This is a genomic window from Pseudomonas zhanjiangensis, from assembly GCF_041027545.1.
Lineage (GTDB): Bacteria > Pseudomonadota > Gammaproteobacteria > Pseudomonadales > Pseudomonadaceae > Aquipseudomonas > Aquipseudomonas zhanjiangensis.
Map to the genome: position 1 here is coordinate 1 of NZ_JBFTEG010000014.1, position 19313 is coordinate 19313.

The following is a 19313-nucleotide window of genomic DNA, read 5'->3' on the forward strand; positions in this document are numbered from 1 at the left end:
CATCGGCCACAACAAGGCGGCGGTGGCCCTGGCCAACAAGCTGGTACGGATCTGCTGGGCGGTGTGGTGTCACGAGCGACGTTTCAGTGGCGACTGGCAGAGCGTCAGGCCCGCCTGACGGCGGGGGTAATAAGAAGGGAATGAAGGTTTCCGGGTGGTTGTGGTGAGACGCGAGACTGTCGGAACAGGCGAGTCCTGCGACGGAGCAAGGCCGATAACAATGCTGATCTGCGTGATCGTTTGAACGCTTGGCCCCCGTCGTGCGAACTACAGAGTGGCCAGGGCGGCAACGCCCAACACAGGCCGGATATACGAATGCAACCGCACTGACGACAGGGCTGGAAAAGCTATGCTCGCCGCTTGTGGGGAGAGTCCATATATGCCTTGTTAGCAGTATTATTTCCCTGCCTTTAGTTTTGCAATGAACCCAAAGTAAGCACACACCAAAAACAAGATTGAGCACCAAACAATGGCAAAGTAAAACTTCACAGGGTTACTACTTGCGGTTACGGTTACTTCACTTCCCATAGAATTATAAGAAAAAGCACCAATAACTAATAATTTATACAAAAAAACAGCAAACGCTGCACCGAAGATACGAGCTATCAAACGTGATTTCTTATCGACAGTTTTCAATGAGTGCACCATATACTGCTAACGCCGCGCTCTGCGGCAAATTTGGAGCGCAGCGGAAAATTTGTCCGACAGCAGCGCTTTGTTAGCACTTGAAGTTTTGCCTGACACTATTAAGGTAGCTAAACTGAGTTGGGCACTTTGTCGCACCAGGCATAGCAATTGATTTAAATCCAACTACCACACCCGCGCTTGCCATGCCTAACAACAGCGGCGACATATGAATTAACGATGCCACACCTGCGGCTCCAAGGCCAACACCAATAATTCCAGAAAAATCCAAATTTATTGTATTTCGTAAATTTGTAACGACACGGCGCATACCACTTTCATTTAACACTTTATTTAAATCATTTATCGCCAGCTCTAGCTTCGCAATTTCAGTGTTCTTTGCTCTGGGAATATCTGCAGAACTAATTATTTTTTGATATATATCGTCTAAGTAGTTTCTAAACGCAATTAGCTCGTCTCTTCGTTGTACCTTGAACTCAAGGATATCCGCGAGGGGAGTATCTTCTGATGGTATAGGAAGCATCCCATAAAGCTCAAAATCAACTGCAATACCTGCATGTGATTGCGTATAAAAAGGTACGCCAGATACTTGAGCTATAGTCCAAGAACCGGGCTCATTTTTCTGATTTTCCATTAGGGCAGCTTCTTGTGCGGCAACAAAAAACTCTCCTTGGCCCGAGCTTACAGTTCCCTGGAAAACTACATTGGTCCTTTTTAAGGCCTTTGCTTTTTCCAAGTAGTCAATGTCTGGCGAAGAAATATGTATAAAGTTATTTGAGGGATAATCTATTTCATCCCAGTACATTAGATATTTTCTTAAATCCAGCGGTGACGGGTCTCCACCACATCTTATTCCTCCCGCTGGCAGCGGAGTAAAAGGGGGAGAAAGCACAATACCTTTTTTACTCATCGAGACTCCAATCTAAAGAGTGCTAACGTTTGGTTAAGGGGCGGGCTTTAGCCCGTCCCAGTGAGCGGAGCGAGCGATTTGAATACCATTTGTTAAGCGTTACTTGTTGAAGCTATTACATAATTGATAAAAGCTGAGCAACTTATTAACATAAAACGAGCATCGGCGCTTGTAAGGTTGCTTTCTTCCATGAGTGCATGACGAATACCGCCCGAATCGTTTGTATAGCCATATAGTGAACTAAACGCTGACTTTAGAGCGGGATGCATTAGACCTTTACTTTCCAAAGCCTTTAAAGCCGCCCCTAATGTAGCCTTTTCTTGGCCGCTAACGGTTCTACACAAGCTTTCAACTGCGGAAATTGATTCTTTGATCGAGTTTCTGTAGTCAGGATTTGCACGATCGCTCAGCATCGAGATTGCGGTACTCAGATGCTGTCGTACCCCGTAATAAGGTGTTGACTTGGATATTGCATCCTCAATCTCGCCAATCTCATCTGGCGAACTAATTTCAGCAATTTTTCCATCGACGAAGCGATATGCAGAGTTTTCTCTCTCAAGAAAGCTGTTGCATGCTGCAATGAAATCCGCTTTCTGTTGCTTTGGTCCGTATGCAGCAATAGATTCAATAAAGTCGTATATTTCATACCAATTAGCAGAGAAAAAATATTTTCTCAGAATTCCAAGCCCATCCCTTTCATCATAAAAGTACGTTGGTATGGTGTCGATTGGCTTCTTGAAATAATGCAACCATAGTGATGTGAACAATCCGTTTAAATTACTGCCTGAGATATAATCTGATCGCCTACCCATATCCCACTTATAGCGATCGAATTTCTCCCAGTAAAATGCCGTGAGAACACTCCATAAAGAATTCATCAATTCTTCATCAATAGAGTCGATCTGAAGTATTTTTCCTGTCGGGGTTAACCCTTTTCTTTGGGAAAATTTCAAGTCTCTCTCCGGCTTTGAGCTTAACTATTAATTAGACGACATCGCTGTCGCATAAAAGTCTGGGCCTGTCGCATAACCTGCTGGCGACACGCTTAACCTGTTGAAATTCTGGGTATCCGCCGTGAGAAACGCGACAGGCGGGGCAGGCAAACGCGACATCGGACCTTCCTTGTGAGTGCGTGATAGGCAGAAGCTAGCAGGGGGCAGGGCAGGCGTCCATGGCGCCGAGAGAAGTGCCCCCGATCGGCAGCCTAAGCTGGTGGGACGCTTCGAGCAGCGCCAATAGAGTGCCGGTACACCGCCCTGGAGTGACGGCGCAGCCCGCCAGCCATCAATCAATATCGACCATCCGGCCAGGCCGCTTAGCGGGCGTGCTCCAGGGCCCAGACCGCGGCTTCGACCCGCGAGCGCAGGCCGAGTTTGTGCAGCAGGTTCTTCACGTGCACCTTGACCGTGCCCTCGGTGATGCCCAGGCGCTTGCCGATCGCCTTGTTGCTGTGGCCGCCGGCGATCATCTTCAGCACCTGGCGCTCGCGTTCGGTGAGGTCGGCCTGGCTGGCGCCCTGGGGCGAGCGCAGGGCCTGGGCCAGCACCTGGGTCAGGCCCGGGCTGACCACCAGTGCGCCCTGCAGGGCCTCGCGCACCTGCTCGATCAGCCGTTCGGGCTCCATGTCCTTGAGCAGGTAGCCGTCGGCGCCGAAACGCATGGCGTCGCGCACGTCCTCCTCGGAATCGGACACGGTGAACAGCAGCACCTTACCGGCGAAACCCTGCTCGCGCAGGCGCTTGAGGGTTTCCACGCCGTTGAGCTGGGGCATGTTGTTGTCCAGCAGCACCAGCTGCGGCTGCAGCTGCTCGATCTGGTCCAGGGCCTGCTCGCCGTTGTTGGCCTCGCCGATGACGCTCAGGTCGTCTTCCAGCTCCAGCAACTGTCGGATGCCGCGGCGCATCATCGGGTGGTCGTCGACCAGGAACAGGGTGTGCGGGGTGGGGCTGCTCATAGCGGGGCCTCGAGTGGGTGGCTGGCCAGGAAAACCGGGCGGAAGTGGAGCTGGACGCGGGTGCCGCTCGGCGTGCGCGGGCCGATCTGCAGCTCACCGTGCAGGCTGCGCGCGCGCTCCTGCATGATGTTCAGGCCGTGGTGCTGGCGGCTGTCGAAACCCGGGGCGATGCCGCAGCCGTCGTCCTCGATCAGCAGCTCGACCTCTTCGCCGACCTGGCGCAGGTGCACCCAGGCCTGCTCGGCGCCGGCGTGGCGGGCGCAGTTGGACAGGGCCTCGCGGGCGATCTGCAGCAGGTGCACCTGTTCGGTGGCCGAGAGGCCGAAGGCCAGCGGTTCGCTTTCCAGCAGCACGCGCATGTTGCCGCGGGCGGCGAACTCCTGGGCGGTGTCGTCCATCGCCTTGTCGATGCCGCCTTCCTGGATCTGCAGGCGGAAGGTGGTCAGCAGCTCGCGCAGCTGGCGGTAGGCGCTGTTCAGGCCCTCGCGCAGCTCGTCGCTGACCTCGGTCAGCTGCTCGGCGCTCTCGCCGCGCTTGATCAGGGTCTGCAGGCGGCTGACCTGCAGCTTCATGTAGGTCAGGGCCTGGGCCAGCGAGTCGTGCAGCTCGCGGGCGATGGTGGTGCGCTCGTCGAGCAGCAGCAGGCGGTTGTCCTGTTCGCGCTGGCGTTCCAGCGACAGCGAGGTGCCGATCAGGTTGGCCAGGGCCTCGATCAGCTGGCCCTCCCAGGGCTTGGGCGCGTGGCCGTCGAGGTAGCGCGCGCGCAGCTCGCCGAGGGTGTTGCCCTGGCTGTTGATCGGGAAGCTCTGCAGGTTGGGCAGCTGCCGTTGCTCGCAGGAGGCGCAGTCGTTGCGCGAGCAGATTTCCCGCGACTGATCGCCGTGCAGGGCGATCAGGTGCTCGACCGGCTCGCTGGGGTTGCCGTGCAGGCACAGGGTCAGGCGCAGGCCGGGCAGGCGTTGCTGGAAGCTGTCGATCAGCTCGTCGAGCTGTTCGGCGTGGGCCGGCTGGCTGGCGAAGCCGCGGCTGCTCTGGTAGAGCAGTTCGAGGGCGGCGTTGGCCTGGGCCAGGCTCTGGGTCTTGTGCGCCACCCGGCTTTCCAGGGTGCGGTGGGACTCCTCGATGGCCTCGGCCATGGCGTTGAAGCTCAGGGCCATCTGCCCCAGCTCGTCCTCCGAGCGGTACGCCACGCGCGCATGCAGGTCGCCGGCGCGGAAGCGTTCGGCGGTGTCGACCAGCTCCTGCAGGGGGTTGATCACGCTGTTGTGCAGCTCGTACATGCCCACCAGCAGGATCACCACGGTCAGCAGCAGCGCCGCGCCCTGGATGCTCTGCTGCCAGCCCTGGCGCTGCTCGCTCTTCTTCTGCAGCAGGGTGACGAAGTGCTCGAGCTGCTCGACGAAGGTGTCGGCACGCCGCTGGAAGGCGCCTGCATCGCCACGGTCGAGGGCCGGGCGCATCTGCTCCTTCCACAGCATCTGGATGGCCCGGTAGGCCTGGCGCAGGGGATCGCCGGGGTGGTCGCTGACCAGGTGCTGCAGGTCGCCGCTGTCCAGGCGCCGCTGCAGGTCGTCGCGCAGGGCCAGGATCTGCGCCTCGGGCGCGCCGGCCTCCAGGTGCCAGCTCAGGCGGTAGGTGGCCATGCGCAGCGAGCCGGCGGTGTTGATGGCGGCGGCATCGTCCTCGCTGATCCAGGCGATCAGCCCGGCGCTCATCGCGCTGGACAGCGCCAGCACCGCGATCAGCACCACCGCCAGGCCGGCGCGGGCGGGGATCGAGCTTCTCAACCATTGCAGCATGGCGTACTACCCCCAAAGAGTTCGCAGGTGCCAGCGTGGCCGCCGGCGGTTCGATTGAATTACCTAAGGCACTGAAACTAAAGGACAAAATAGAGAAAAACCGGGCTACTACTTTAGTGGTAGGCGGGGCCAAGTCTAGGCGTTCGGCGCCTTCTGGCCGTTGACCTGAGTCAATTTCCGCCGGGACTTAGGCCCTAGTCTGCCGCCATGACAACCGACAGAGGACTGGTCATGGCGAGCCAAAAACTGCAGCAGGCACTGGTGCTGGGCATGAGCACCACGGCATTCACCATCTGCTTCATGGTCTGGATGATGTTTGCCGTGCTCGGCGTACCGATCAAGGAGCTCCTGCAACTCAACGAGACCCAGTTCGGCCTGCTGGCCGCCACTCCGGTGCTGACCGGCTCGCTGGTGCGCCTGCCGCTGGGCATGCTCACCGACAAGTTCGGCGGGCGCATCGTGTTCTTCGTGCTGATGCTGGCCTGCGTGCTGCCGATCTACCTGATCAGCTACGCCACCGAGTACTGGCAGTTCCTGGTCCTGGGCCTGTTCGTCGGCCTCACCGGCGGCTCCTTCTCGGTGGGCATCGCCTACGTCGCCAAGTGGTTCAGCAAGGCCAAGCAGGGCACCGCCATGGGCGTGTTCGGCGCCGGCAACGCGGGCGCGGCGCTGACCAAGTTCGTCGCCCCGGCGATCATCGCCGCCGCCAGCTGGCAGATGGTGCCCAAGGTCTACTCGGCGATCATGTTCATCACCGCGCTGCTGTTCTGGTTCTTCACCTACGAGCAGAAAGAGCACCGGGTCGCCAGCACCGTGTCCTTCTGGGATCAGCTGCGCACCCTGAGCGATCCCCACGTGTGGCGCTTCTGCCAGTACTACTCGATCGTCTTCGGCGGCTACGTGGCGCTGGCGCTGTGGATGACCAAGTACTACGTCCAGGAATACGGCTTCAGCCTGCAGAGCGCCGCCTTGCTGGCCGCCTGCTTCTCCCTGCCGGGCGGCATCCTGCGCGCCTTCGGTGGCTGGATGGCGGACAAGTGGGGCGCGCACAAGGTGACCTGGTGGGTGATGTGGGTGAGCTGGATCTGCCTGTTCCTGCTGTCCTACCCGCAGACCGAGCTGACCGTGCAGACCGTCAACGGCCCGCAGAACTTCCACATCGGCCTGAGCCCGACCCTGTTCACCGTGCTGCTGTTCGTCATCGGCATCGCCTTCGCCTTCGGCAAGGCCTCGGTATTCAAGTACATCTCCGATGACTACCCGCACAACATCGGCGCCATCTCCGGCATCGTCGGCCTGGCCGGCGGCCTCGGCGGCTTCGTCCTGCCGATCCTGTTCGGCGCCATGGTCGACCTCACCGGCGTGCGCTCCTCCTGTTTCATGCTGATGTACGGCGTGGTCTGGGTCTCCCTGATCTGGATGTACTTCAGCGAAGTTCGCAAGACCCCAATCATGGGCCAGGCCTCCCACGTCGCCGAGGGTTCCATGGCTCCCGCTTTGCTGCCCGTTGAAGGAGAAAGAGCATGACTGCAATCAAGAACCCGGCCCTCGGCCAGGGCCCCAAGGCGGGCCCGGTGATCGACGACTGGCGCCCCGAGGACCCGCACTTCTGGGCTTCGATCGGCAAGTCGGTCGCCACCCGCAACCTGTGGATCTCGATTCCCGCGCTGTTGCTGGCCTTCTCGGTGTGGATGGTCTGGAGCGCGGTGACCGTGCGCCTGAACAGCATCGGTTTCAGCTTCAGCACCGACCAGCTGTTCTGGCTGGCGGCCCTGCCCGGGCTGTCGGGCGCCACCTTCCGCATCTTCTACTCGTTCATGGTGCCGATCTTCGGCGGGCGCAAGTGGACCGCCCTGAGCACCGCCTCGTTGCTGATCCCGGCGCTGTGGATGGGCTTTGCCGTGCAGGACGTCAACACCCCCTACAGCGTGTTCGTGCTCATCGCCCTGTTGTGCGGCTTCGGCGGCGGCAACTTCGCCTCGAGCATGTCCAACATCAGCTTCTTCTATCCCAAGGCCCAGCAGGGCACCGCGCTGGGCCTGAATGCCGGCCTGGGCAACCTGGGCGTGTCGGTGATGCAGTTCTGCGTGCCGCTGGTGATCGGTGTCGGCCTGTTCGGCGCCGCCGGCGGCAATCCGCAGGAACTGGCCGACGGCAACCAGCTGTGGCTGCAGAACGCCGGTTTCATCTGGGTGCCCTTCATCGCCGCGGTGACCATCGCCGCCTGGTTCGGCATGAACGACCTGTCCAGCGCCAAGGCCTCGTTCAGCGAGCAGGCGGTGATCTTCACCCGCAAGCACAACTGGCTGATGTGCTGGCTGTACATCGCCACCTTCGGCTCCTTCATCGGCTACGCCGCCGGCTTCCCGTTGCTGATCAAGACCCAGTTCCCCGGCGTCGATCCGCTCAAGTTCGCCTTCCTCGGCCCGCTGGTCGGTGCCCTGGTGCGCCCGCTGGGCGGCTGGCTGGCGGACAAGATGGGCGGCGCCAGTGTCACCCTGTGGAACTTCGTGGTGATGATCGCGGCGGTGTTCGGCGTGCTCGCCTTCCTCCCGCAGGGCGGCGAGGGCGGCAACTTCTACGGCTTCCTGGCCATGTTCATGCTGCTGTTCATCACCACCGGCATCGGCAACGGCTCCACCTTCCGCATGATCCCGGTGATCTTCCGCACCCAGCACGAGCGCGCCAGCGCCGGGGCCTCGGCCCAGGTCAAGGAGGCGGCGATGAAGAACGCCGGCAAGGAGTCGGCCGCGGTGCTCGGCTTCAGCTCGGCGGTGGCGGCCTACGGCGCCTTCTTCATTCCCAAGTCGTTCGGCACCTCGATGGCGCTGACCGGCGGCCCGCAGATGGCCCTGTACGTGTTCATCGCCTTCTACGTCAGCTGCATCCTGCTGACCTGGTGGAGCTATGCGCGCAAGGGCGCCGAGATGCCTTGCTGAGCCATTACCGCTAATGACCGCACCGGGTGCGGGCCGCCGCCCACACCCGGCCTGAGAGGAAACAACGATGAGTCATATTCTCGACCAACTGCGCTTTTTCAACCGCAAGCAAGGCGAGTTCGCCGATGGTCATGGGGAAACCCGCATCGAGTCGCGCGACTGGGAGAACGTCTACCGTTCGCGCTGGCAGTACGACAAGATCGTGCGTTCCACCCACGGGGTGAACTGCACCGGCTCGTGCTCCTGGAAGATCTACGTGAAAAACGGCCTGATCACCTGGGAAACCCAGCAGACCGACTACCCGCGCACCCGCAACGACCTGCCCAACCACGAGCCCCGTGGCTGCCCGCGCGGCGCCAGCTACAGCTGGTACATCTACAGCGCCAACCGCCTCAAGTACCCGAAGATCCGCAAGCCGCTGCTCAAGCTGTGGCGCGAGGCGCGTCGCACCCTGGCGCCGGTCGAGGCCTGGGCGAGCATCGTCGAGGACCCGGCCAAGGCCCACAGCTACAAGAGCAAGCGCGGCATGGGCGGCTTCATCCGCTCCAGTTGGGACGAGGCCAACGAGATCATCGCCGCCGCCAACGTCTACACGGTCAAGCAGTACGGCCCGGACCGGGTGGTCGGCTTCTCGCCGATCCCGGCCATGTCGATGGTCAGCTACGCCGCCGGCAGCCGCTACCTGTCGCTGATCGGCGGGGTGTGCCTGTCCTTCTACGACTGGTACTGCGACCTGCCGCCGTCCTCGCCGCAGGTGTGGGGCGAGCAGACCGACGTGCCGGAGTCGGCCGACTGGTACAACTCCAACTACATCATCGCCTGGGGTTCCAACGTCCCGCAGACCCGTACCCCGGACGCTCACTTCTTCACCGAGGTGCGCTACAAGGGCACCAAGACCGTGGCCATCACCCCGGACTACTCCGAGGTGGCCAAGCTCACCGACCTCTGGCTCAACCCCAAGCAGGGCACCGACGCGGCGCTGGCCCAGGCGTTCAACCACGTCATCTTCAAGGAATTCCACCTCGATAAGCCGAGCGCCTACTTCACCGACTACGTGCGCCGCTACACCGACTTCCCGGTGCTGGTGCTGCTCAAGGATCACGCAGGCTCCGGAACTGAAGAGCGCAGCTACCAGCCGGATCGCTTCCTGCGCGCCGCCGACCTGGCCGGCAACCTCGGCCAGGACAACAACCCCGAGTGGAAGACCATCGCCCTGGACAGCGAAACCAACCAGCTGGTCTCGCCGCAGGGTTCGATCGGCTATCGCTGGGGCGAGAAGGGCAAGTGGAACATCGAGGCCCGCGAAGGCGGCGAGGGCCGCGAGGTCAAGCTGCAGCTGAGCCTGATCGGCGAAGAAGTCGCCGAGGTGGCCTTCCCGTACTTCGGCGGCCAGACCCACGAGCACTTCCAGCACGTCGCCGGCGAAGCGGTGCAACTGCGCCGCGTGCCGGTGCGCTCAATCACCCTGGCCGACGGCAGCCAGGCCAAGGTCGCCACCGTGTTCGACCTGTCGGCGGCGAATCTGGCCATCGACCGCGGCCTGGGCGGCGGCAACGTGGCCAAGGACTACGACGACGCCAGCGTGCCGGGCACCCCGGCCTGGCAGGAGCAGATCACCGGGGTCAGCCGCGAGAAGGCGATCCAGATCGCCCGCGAGTTCGCCGACAACGCCGACAAGACCAAGGGTCGCAGCATGATCATCGTCGGCGCGGCGATGAACCACTGGTACCACATGGACATGAACTACCGTGGCCTGATCAACATGCTGATGTTGTGCGGCTGCGTCGGCCAGACCGGTGGCGGCTGGGCCCACTACGTCGGTCAGGAAAAACTGCGTCCGCAGTGCGGCTGGCTGCCGCTGGCCTTCGGCCTGGACTGGAGCCGCCCGCCGCGGCAGATGAACGGCACCAGCTTCTTCTACGGCCACAGCTCGCAGTGGCGCCACGAGAAGATGAGCATGCACGAGGTGCTCTCGCCGCTGGCCGACAAGTCGCAGTTCCCCGAGCACGCGCTGGACTACAACATCCGCGCCGAACGCGCCGGCTGGCTGCCGAGCGCGCCGCAGCTCAACCGCAACCCGCTGCAGATCACCCGTGACGCCGCCGCCGCCGGCCTGTCGCCGGTCGACTACGTGACCCGCTCGCTGCAGGACGGCAGCCTGCGCTTCGCCTGCGAACAGCCGGACAACCCGGCCAACTTCCCGCGCAACATGTTTATCTGGCGCTCCAACCTGCTGGGCAGCTCGGGCAAGGGCCACGAGTACATGCTCAAGTACCTGCTGGGCACCAGGAACGGCGTGATGAACGAAGACCTCGGCCAGCGCGGCGGCTTCAAGCCGGGCGATGTCGAGTGGGTCGACGACGGCGCTATCGGCAAGCTCGACCTGGTCACCACCCTGGACTTCCGCATGTCCAGCACCTGCGTCTACTCGGACATCGTCTTGCCGACCGCGACCTGGTACGAAAAAGACGACATGAACACCTCCGACATGCACCCGTTCATCCACCCGCTGTCGGCGGCCATCGACCCGGCCTGGGAATCGCGTTCCGACTGGGAGATCTACAAGGGCATCGCCAAGCGCTTCTCGGCCATGGCGGTCGGGCACCTGGGCGTCGAGCACGACCTGGTCACCGTGCCGCTGCTGCACGACAGCCCCGGCGAGCTGGCCCAGCCGTTCGGCGGCAGCGACTGGAAGACAGCTGGCGAGGCGCCGGTGCCGGGCAAGAACTGCCCGAACATGACCGTGGTCGAGCGCGACTACCCGAACGTCTACAAGAAGTTCACCTCACTCGGTCCGCTGCTCGACAAGCTGGGCAACGGCGGCAAGGGCATCAACTGGAACACCGAGCACGAGGTCAAGTTCCTCGGCGAACTCAACCATAGCGTGCGCGAGGAGGGCGTGAGCAAGGGGCGGCCGCAGATCGAGTCGGCCATCGATGCGGCCGAGGTGATCCTCTCCCTGGCTCCGGAAACCAACGGCCACGTGGCGGTCAAGGCCTGGGCGGCGCTGTCCGAGTTCACCGGCCTGGACCACAGCCACCTGGCCCTGCCCAAGGAGCACGAGGCGATCCGCTTCCGCGACATCCAGGCGCAGCCGCGCAAGATCATCTCCAGCCCGACCTGGTCCGGCCTGGAAGACGAGCACGTCAGCTACAACGCCGGCTACACCAACGTCCACGAGTACATCCCGTGGCGCACCATCACCGGCCGCCAGCAGTTCTACCAGGATCACCCCTGGATGCAGGCATTCGGCGAACAGCTGATGAGCTATCGGCCGCCGATCAACACCCGCACCATCGACTACGTGAAGGGCAAGCGCGGCAACGGCAACACCGAAATCGTCCTCAACTGGATTACCCCGCACCAGAAGTGGGGCATCCACAGCACCTACAGCGACAATCTGATCATGCTCACCCTGAGCCGCGGCGGGCCGATCATCTGGCTCTCGGAGATCGACGCCAAGCGCGCCGGCATCGAGGACAACGACTGGGTCGAGTGCTTCAACGCCAACGGCGCGCTGACCGCCCGGGCGGTGGTCAGCCAGCGGGTCAAGGAGGGCATGGTGATGATGTACCACGCCCAGGAACGCATCGTGAACGTGCCGGGCAGCGAGACCACCAAGACCCGCGGCGGCCACCACAACTCGGTGACCCGCGTGGTGCTCAAGCCCACCCACATGATCGGCGGCTACGCCCAGCAGGCCTACGGCTTCAACTACTACGGCACCGTCGGCTGCAACCGCGACGAGTTCGTGGTGGTGCGCAAGATGGCCAAGGTCGACTGGCTGGACGGCAGCGACGGCGACGCCCTGCCACAACCCCTGCCACAAGATATCTGAGGATTGATGCCATGAAGATTCGTTCACCAATGGCGATAGCGCATGGTGCTTGCACCATGCCATCTCACGAGGTTCAGGTTGGGGTTCAGGTAGAGGAGTCGACACAATGAAAATTCGTTCACAAATTGGCATGGTGTTGAACCTGGACAAGTGCATCGGTTGCCACACCTGTTCGATCACCTGCAAGAACGTCTGGACCAGCCGCGAAGGCATGGAATACGCCTGGTTCAACAACGTCGAGACCAAGCCCGGGATCGGCTACCCCAAGGAATGGGAGAACCAGGACAAGTGGAAGGGCGGCTGGGTGCGCAACCCGGACGGCTCGATCAACCCGAAGATCGGGGGCAAGTTCCGCGTGCTGGCGAACATCTTCGCCAACCCGGACCTGCCCAGCATCGACGACTACTACGAGCCGTTCGACTTCGACTACCAGCACCTGCACACCGCACCCCTGGGCGAGCACCAGCCGACCGCGCGGCCGCGCTCGGTGATCAGCGGCCAGCGCATGCAGAAGATCGAATGGGGCCCGAACTGGGAGGAGATCCTCGGCACCGAGTTCGCCAAGCGGCGCAAGGACAAGAACTTCGACAAGATCCAGGCGGACATCTACGGCGAGTATGAAAACACCTTCATGATGTACCTGCCGCGCCTGTGCGAGCACTGCCTCAACCCGGCGTGCGCGGCGTCCTGCCCGAGCGGGGCGATCTACAAGCGCGAGGAGGACGGCATCGTCCTCATCGACCAGGAGAAGTGCCGCGGCTGGCGCATGTGCATCAGCGGCTGCCCGTACAAGAAGATCTACTTCAACTGGAAGAGCGGCAAATCCGAGAAGTGCATCTTCTGCTACCCGCGCATCGAGGCCGGCATGCCCACCGTCTGTTCGGAAACCTGCGTGGGCCGCATCCGCTACCTCGGCGTGCTGCTGTACGACGCCGACCGCATCCATGAGGTGGCCAGCACGCCGAACGAGCAGGACCTGTACCAGAAGCAGCTGGAGATCTTCCTCGACCCGCACGACCCCAAGGTGATCGCCCAGGCCCTGGCCGACGGCGTGCCGCAATCGGTGCTCGACGCCGCGCAGAAGTCCCCGGTGTACAAGATGGCGGTGGACTGGCAGCTGGCCCTGCCGCTGCACCCGGAATACCGCACCCTGCCGATGGTCTGGTACGTGCCGCCGCTGTCGCCGATCCAGAACGCCGCGCAAGCCGGCCAGGTCGGCATGAACGGGGTGATCCCGGATGTCGACAGCCTGCGCATACCGCTGCGCTACCTGGCCAACCTGCTCACCGCCGGCGACGAGAAGCCGGTCAAGCTGGCCCTCAAGCGCCTGCTGGCGATGCGCGCCTACAAGCGTGCCGAGCAGGTCGAGGGCGTGCAGGACCTCAAGGTGCTGGCCGAGGTCGACCTGAGCGTGGCCCAGGTCGAGGACATGTACCGCTACCTGGCCATCGCCAACTACGAAGACCGCTTCGTGGTACCCAGCGCCCACCGCGAGGACGCCATGAGCGATGCCTTCGCCGAGCGCTCCGGCTGCGGCTTCAGCTTCGGCAGCGGATGTAGTGGTGCGTCTGACACCAACATGTTCGGGGCGAAGAAGGCCAACCAGCGCGACATCCTGAAAACCGTGCAGCTGTGGGAGGACTGAGCATGCAGATTCTCAAGGTGATTTCCCTGCTGCTGGATTACCCGACCGAGCTGCTGCTCGACGGCCGTGACGAGCTGGACCAGGCCATCGCGGCCAGCCGCGAGATCAGCCCGGAGCAGCGTCAGGCGCTGCACGCGCTGCTCGAGCTGATCTGCGAACACGACCTGATGGATGGCCAGGAGCACTACGGTGCGCTGTTCGGCCGGGGTCGCTCGCTGTCGCTGCTGCTGTTCGAGCACGTGCACGGCGAGTCGCGCGATCGCGGCCAGGCCATGGTCGACATGCTGGCGCAGTACGAGGCCGCCGGCTTCGCCATCGGCGTCAAGGAGCTGCCGGACTACATCCCGCTGTACCTGGAGTTCCTCGCCACCCGCGACGACCTGGAGGCCCGCGAGGGCCTGGCCGACATCGCCCACCTGCTGGCGCTGCTGGCCACCCGCCTGGACGAGCGCGAGAGCGCCTATGCCGGCTGCTTCCGCGCGCTGCTGCAGATCGCCGGGGTGCAGCCGCAGACGGCGATGGCCGAGGTGCGCGAGCAGGTCGCCGCCGAGGTGCGCGACGACTCGCTGGAAGCCCTCGACAAGCTCTGGGAGGAGGAGGCCGTGGACTTCCTCAAGGCCGAGCAGCAGGACCGCTGCGGGGGCCAGGCCAGCGCACCGGGCAAGGTCCGCGAAGAGTCGGCGATTCCGCTGCACTGGGTCGATTTCAAACAGGATGGGTCGGCCGTCGAGCCGGTCCGGGAGGCACGTCATGTCTAAGTTGAATCTCTTGCTGTTCGGGGTTTATCCCTACATCGCCCTGGCCATCTGCCTGATCGGCAGCTGGGCGCGCTTCGACCTCTCGCAGTACAGCTGGAAGGCCGGCTCCAGCCAGCTGTTCGCCCGCAGCGCGGCCGAGCAGCGCTACATGCGCATCGCCAGCAACCTGTTCCACGTCGGCGTGCTGTTTGTCCTGGCCGGTCACTTCGTCGGCCTGCTCACGCCCGAGTCGATCTACCACCATGTCATCAGTACCGAGAACAAGCAGTTGCTGGCCATGGTCTCCGGCGGCCTGTTCGGCAGCCTGTGCCTGATCGGCCTGCTGATGCTGCTCAAGCGCCGCCTGAGCGACCCGCGCGTGCGCGCCAGCTCCAGCACCTCGGACATCATGATCCTGCTGGTGCTGCTGGCCCAGCTGGTGCTCGGCCTGCTGACCATCTTCGCCTCGACCGCCCACATGGACGGCTCGGTGATGGTCCTGCTGGCCACCTGGGCGCAGAGCCTGGTGACCCTGCAGCCGGTGGAAGCCGCGCAGGCGATCGCCTCGGTGGGGCTGATCTACAAGCTGCACGTGGTGCTCGGCGTGACCCTGTTCGTGTTGTTCCCCTTCACCCGCCTGGTGCACATCGTCAGTGCCCCGGTGTGGTACCTGGGCCGGCGCTACCAGATCGTCCGGCAGAAGGGCGTGCGCCCGGTGGCCGCGCGTCCTGTGGCGCGCCCGCAGGCCACCCCTGTGCGTCCGAGCCAGGCCCCGGCCGGTGGTTTCGCCGTGCCCGCCGCGCCGCTCAAGGAACGCTAACGCCGAAGGGTGGCGGCCGCCCTGGTGGCCGTCTCCCGCAACTATCAGCTGATCGAGGAAACCGAGATGGGATGTGGATGTGGTGGTGGCAATGCCGGGCAGGGCGGCTGCGGTGGGCAACAGGCGCCGCTCGCGCCAGCGCTCGAGGCGGCGGCGGTGCAGGAAGTGATGCCCGTGGCCCGGCCCTCGGCCGACGAGCCCGAGTCCTTTGTCGATGCAAGCGCGGCGGCGCCGTTGCTGATCGCCAGCAGCGAGCAGGACTGGCCGCGGGTGCGGGTCAACGGCGTGCTGATCAGCCCCGAGGCCATGGCCCAGGAGCTGCAGTATCACCCGGCCGAGGCGCGCGACGAGGCCATGTTCCTCGCCGCCCAAGCGTTGGTCATTCGCGAGCTGTTGCGCCAGCGCTGCAACGCCCTGGACCTCGAGATCGAGGCCGGCGCCGGCGAGAGCGAGGAAGAAGCGACGATCCGCAGCCTGATCGAGCGCGAGGTGCCGGTACCGCAGGCCGATGAAGCCGCCTGCCTGCACTACTACGAGAGCAACCTGGCGCGCTTCGTCAGCGCGCCCCTGCTGGCGGCGCGGCACATCCTGCTCGACTGCGCGCCGGACGATATCGAGGGGCGCAGCGAACGGCGCGAACAGGCCGAGGCCCTGCTGGCGCAACTGCAGCAGGAGCCGCAGCGCTTCGCCGAACTGGCCCTGGCCCATTCGGCCTGCCCGTCGAAGGAGCAGGGCGGCGCCCTGGGCCAGATCAGCAAGGGCCAGACCGTGCCGGAGTTCGAACGCCAGCTGTTTCGCCAGCCAGAAGGGCTGGTCGGCCAGCCGCTGGAAAGCCGCTACGGCTTCCACCTGGTGTTCGTCGACCAACGCATCGACGGCCTGCAACTGCCCTACCAGGCGGTGGTCCAGGATATCCGCCGCGAGCTGTACCAGCGCGTGTGGCAGAAGGCCGTGGCGCAGTACCTGCAGACCCTGGTCGGCGCCGCCGACATCCAGGGCATCCGCCTGGAGGGGGCGGCATCCCCGCTGCTGCAATAGACGTCGGGCGGAAGACGGCGAAGCCTCTTCCCCCAGAACAGAACAGGTGGATGAACCTCGTCCACCCGAAAGAGTCCCGCCATAGGAGCGACGATGACAAGCCCCCTGCAGGATGGTTTCGGCCGGCAGATCGACTACCTGCGCATGTCGGTGACCGACCGCTGCGACTTCCGCTGCGTCTACTGCATGGCCGAAGACATGCGCTTCCTGCCGCGCCAGCAGGTGCTCGGGCTCGAGGAGCTGTACCGCCTGGCGGCGCTGTTCGTCGGCCTGGGGGTGAAGAAGATCCGCCTGACCGGCGGCGAGCCGCTGGTGCGCAACGGCATCGTCGGCCTCTGTGAGCGCATCGCCGCCTTGCCCGGCCTGCGCGAGCTGGTGATGACCAGCAACGGCTCGCAACTGCGCAAGCTGGCCAAGCCCCTGGCCGCGGCCGGGGTCAAGCGCCTGAACATCAGCCTGGACAGCCTGGATGCGGGCAGGTTTCGCGGCATCACCCGCACCGGCAGCCTGCGCACCGTGCTCGACGGCATCGAGGCGGCGCGCGAGGCCGGTTTCGAGCGGATCAAGCTCAACGCGGTGGTGATGAAGGGGCGCAACTTCGACGAGGTGCTGGGCCTGGTCGACTACGCCATCGCCCGTGAGCTGGATATCAGCTTCATCGAGGAGATGCCCCTAGGCGATGTGGGCCGCTCGCGCGGCGAGTCGTTCTGCTCCAGCGAGCAGGTGCGCCAGCTGATCGCCAGCCGCCACGCGCTGCTCGACAGCGCCGAACACAGCGGCGGGCCGGCCCGCTATGTGCGCCTGAAGGACCACGCGGGCACCCGCATCGGCTTCATCTCGCCCAATTCGCACAACTTCTGCGCTACCTGCAACCGCGTGCGCCTGACCGTGGAAGGGCGACTGCTGCTGTGCCTCGGCCAGGAAAACGCCATTGACCTGCGCGCGCTGCTGCGCCGCTACCCGCTGGACGACCAGCCGTTGATCGACGCCGTGCAGCAGGCCCTGCAACGCAAGCCGTTGCGCCACGACTTCAGCCCGAGTGGCGAAGTGCAGATCCTGCGCTTCATGAACGCCAGCGGCGGCTGAACCTTATTACCCTCCCATTTGGCCGCCTTCGGGCGGCCTTTTTTTGTCGGCGCAAGCTTGCTGGCCGATGGACCCGGGTTACCTGGCCCGCCGCCCTGGCCCGGCGCAGTGCCGATAATTGAAAAACTGCGCGAGGCGCTGAGCGGGCTCGCCGCCGCCGGCCCCTGAGCAAACGCCGCCTTGCCGGCGCTGACCCGCCGAAGGCCTGCACCACGTCAGAGAGCGGCGACGGCGCAGGCGCTGGCATCCACCAACGGACCTCGCTAGGCTCGGTCGCAGAGCAGGGCGTTTAACAACAGGGAGATAGCGATGATCGATCATCTGAGCACCTACGCAACGAACTACGTGGCCACCAAGACATTCTATGAGCAGGCGTTGGCCGCCCTTGGCCACAGCCTGCAGATCGAGCTGGTTGCCGAGTGGAATCCGGCGTTTCCAACCCAGCGAATGTGCGCGTTCGGCCCCGAGGGAAAACCGGCGTTCTGGGTCATAGAGGTCAAGCAAGCCTACACGCCGAGGCATGTCGCGTTTTCCGCCGCCAGCAGGGCGGCCGTACAGGCCTTTCACCAGGCGGCCTTGGCAAGTGGCGGCAGCGATAACGGCAAGCCCGGTTTGCGCCCGCTTTACCATGAACACTACTTTGGCGCATTTGCCATAGATCCGGATGGCAACAACGTCGAAGCTGTGTGCCATTTGCCCGAAACAGGCCGCGAGTAAGCTGGCGCGCCTGGCACTTGGCTGTTCGGGCGAACAGAGCCCGCTGCGAGCCGGTCGTTCAGGCTTTCTCGCAGGAAGTAATTCGCTACGGCGACTGGCTAAGTAACGCATGCGGGATCATGGGGCAGGGCTATTTACCGGCCGGGTAACTCGACCTGCCGCCATGCTTCGCTCGAACTAGGGGACGGCCCGCGCGGGCGCAGCTACTGCAGCGCGGAGAGACGAATGCGACCGCCCTGGCGACAGGGCGGTTGCATGACTCGCTGCTTGTGGGGGGCATAGACGCGTTCTTGGGTTCAAAACCAACTCAGAATGCGCCTTTCCATTGCTCGGTGTCGATGAACCAGCGTTCCTCGTGGATTTTTCCATCCGTGAACTTGAACAGCACCGCCAACTGGGAAGCCGTCACCTTCTCGGACTTCCACTCGACAATGGAGACAACTTCATTGTCCCCTTCAATCTGACGCAATCCGGTGATTTCGAAGCCCGGAGGGAGGATGTTGCCAATACCATCTAGCGCAGCGCGAAACGCCTGCCGTCCCTGCAGCACGTCGGCCTGGCCCGGCATGACGAAGGTCATGTCCTCCACATAGTCGGCCACCAGGGTATCGAATTCTCCAGCACGAGCCGCTTCCCAACCGCGTTGTACTATATCTGCCAGGTTCATTGCTCTTATCCTTCTGTCGATAGTTAAGAAACTTGATCGCTAGCCCCAAAACAGTCTTGTTATTCTAATTTTGTACGGTTCAAGTATAGAAGCTTTTCGGTTGTGCAGAGCGTTCGTGCGTGTTGTTGTACGCGCTAATATAAACGGACTTCGACTTTGCTGGCCCCGGCAGAAAGACCAACCTCCATTAAACAGCGCTCCTCTATTTCAGATAACCCACCTTCGGTCATGCTTTGCGGAAGGATGATCAGGTGCGGCTTCCTTTTAAGAAGGCCAGTGGCGCCGATCTTTTGCAGGCCTTCTTTCAAACACTCGACGGCTGGCATAAATGTACCGATCAGCAGTCGTGTAGTAGTGAAAGGCTTTATTGCTTCAATGGTAACGGTATTTTCTTTCGCCGTTAGAAGCATTTTATTTTCAAAGATTTTTACAGTTACTTCCATGTTCGGCGGGTCTCTATGGTTAACGTAGTGATCAAGTGAATCGCAATTGATCTGGGGGCTGGTTCCCATTTTCGC

General features: G+C 62.8%; 16 protein-coding genes and 1 pseudogene. 10 read left to right on the forward strand and 7 right to left on the reverse strand.

Annotation, left to right across the window (positions count from 1 at the left end; translation table 11 throughout):
* A pseudogene (locus AB5S05_RS16370) lies at positions 1-118 on the forward strand (IS110 family transposase); the annotation flags it as partial.
* Positions 119-396: 278 nt separating this feature from the next.
* Here AB5S05_RS16370 and AB5S05_RS16375 read toward each other — a convergent pair.
* From AB5S05_RS16375 to AB5S05_RS16395, 5 genes are all read right to left on the reverse strand, one after another.
* Entirely contained in the window at positions 397-636 is a 240-nt protein-coding gene (locus AB5S05_RS16375; RefSeq protein WP_369288586.1) for a hypothetical protein, read from the reverse strand.
* Positions 637-718: 82 nt separating this feature from the next.
* Entirely contained in the window at positions 719-1555 is an 837-nt protein-coding gene (locus AB5S05_RS16380; RefSeq protein ID WP_369288587.1) for a DUF6236 family protein, read from the reverse strand.
* Between the two features lie 92 nt (positions 1556-1647).
* Entirely contained in the window at positions 1648-2508 is an 861-nt protein-coding gene (locus AB5S05_RS16385) for an AbiJ-NTD4 domain-containing protein (RefSeq protein WP_369288588.1), read from the reverse strand.
* A 362-nt stretch (positions 2509-2870) separates the two neighbouring features.
* Positions 2871-3509 carry a two-component system response regulator NarL gene (narL, locus tag AB5S05_RS16390; protein WP_369288589.1) on the reverse strand — a complete coding sequence of 213 codons (639 nt, stop codon included), beginning with the start codon at positions 3507-3509 and terminating at the stop codon, positions 2871-2873.
* Positions 3506-5308: a histidine kinase gene (locus AB5S05_RS16395; RefSeq protein WP_369288590.1), complete on the reverse strand. Its 1803-nt coding sequence runs from the start codon at positions 5306-5308 to the stop codon at positions 3506-3508. Before AB5S05_RS16395 ends, narL begins: the two co-directional genes overlap by 4 nt.
* A 231-nt stretch (positions 5309-5539) precedes the next feature.
* Between AB5S05_RS16395 and AB5S05_RS16400 the strand changes: the two genes are divergently transcribed.
* From AB5S05_RS16400 to AB5S05_RS16440, 9 genes are all read left to right on the forward strand, one after another.
* Entirely contained in the window at positions 5540-6835 is a 1296-nt protein-coding gene (locus AB5S05_RS16400; protein ID WP_369288591.1) for an MFS transporter, read from the forward strand.
* Entirely contained in the window at positions 6832-8247 is a 1416-nt protein-coding gene (locus AB5S05_RS16405) for a NarK family nitrate/nitrite MFS transporter (protein WP_369288592.1), read from the forward strand. Before AB5S05_RS16400 ends, AB5S05_RS16405 begins: the two co-directional genes overlap by 4 nt.
* Before the next feature lie 67 nt (positions 8248-8314).
* On the forward strand, positions 8315-12085 hold the full coding sequence (locus AB5S05_RS16410; RefSeq protein ID WP_369288593.1) for a nitrate reductase subunit alpha: 3771 nt from the start codon (positions 8315-8317) through the stop codon (positions 12083-12085).
* Positions 12086-12191: 106 nt separating this feature from the next.
* On the forward strand, positions 12192-13730 hold the full coding sequence (narH, locus tag AB5S05_RS16415) for a nitrate reductase subunit beta (protein WP_369288594.1): 1539 nt from the start codon (positions 12192-12194) through the stop codon (positions 13728-13730).
* Positions 13731-13732: 2 nt separating this feature from the next.
* A complete protein-coding gene (narJ, locus tag AB5S05_RS16420) occupies positions 13733-14488 on the forward strand; it encodes a nitrate reductase molybdenum cofactor assembly chaperone (protein WP_369288595.1) in 756 nt (251 codons plus the stop codon).
* Positions 14481-15287: a respiratory nitrate reductase subunit gamma gene (narI, locus tag AB5S05_RS16425; RefSeq protein WP_369288596.1), complete on the forward strand. Its 807-nt coding sequence runs from the start codon at positions 14481-14483 to the stop codon at positions 15285-15287. The genes narJ and narI overlap by 8 nt, the downstream gene beginning before the upstream one ends.
* A 168-nt stretch (positions 15288-15455) precedes the next feature.
* On the forward strand, positions 15456-16325 hold the full coding sequence (locus AB5S05_RS16430) for a peptidylprolyl isomerase (RefSeq protein WP_438943590.1): 870 nt from the start codon (positions 15456-15458) through the stop codon (positions 16323-16325).
* A 93-nt stretch (positions 16326-16418) separates the two neighbouring features.
* The gene (gene moaA / locus AB5S05_RS16435; RefSeq protein WP_369288597.1) at positions 16419-17411 is read left to right on the forward strand and encodes a GTP 3',8-cyclase MoaA; all 993 of its coding nucleotides are present in this window, start codon (positions 16419-16421) and stop codon (positions 17409-17411) included.
* A 309-nt stretch (positions 17412-17720) separates the two neighbouring features.
* Positions 17721-18128, forward strand: a complete 408-nt coding sequence (locus AB5S05_RS16440) for a VOC family protein (protein ID WP_369288598.1) — start codon at positions 17721-17723, stop codon at positions 18126-18128.
* 307 nt (positions 18129-18435) lie between these two features.
* On the opposite strand, the gene AB5S05_RS16445 is transcribed toward AB5S05_RS16440, so the two are convergent.
* Both AB5S05_RS16445 and AB5S05_RS16450 read right to left on the reverse strand, forming a co-directional pair.
* Positions 18436-18795, reverse strand: a complete 360-nt coding sequence (locus AB5S05_RS16445) for a nuclear transport factor 2 family protein (RefSeq protein ID WP_369288599.1) — start codon at positions 18793-18795, stop codon at positions 18436-18438.
* Between the two features lie 134 nt (positions 18796-18929).
* Positions 18930-19238 (reverse strand): hypothetical protein, encoded by a 309-nt coding sequence (locus AB5S05_RS16450; protein WP_369288600.1) that lies wholly within the window; start codon positions 19236-19238, stop codon positions 18930-18932.
* Between the last annotated feature and the right edge of the window lie 75 nt (positions 19239-19313).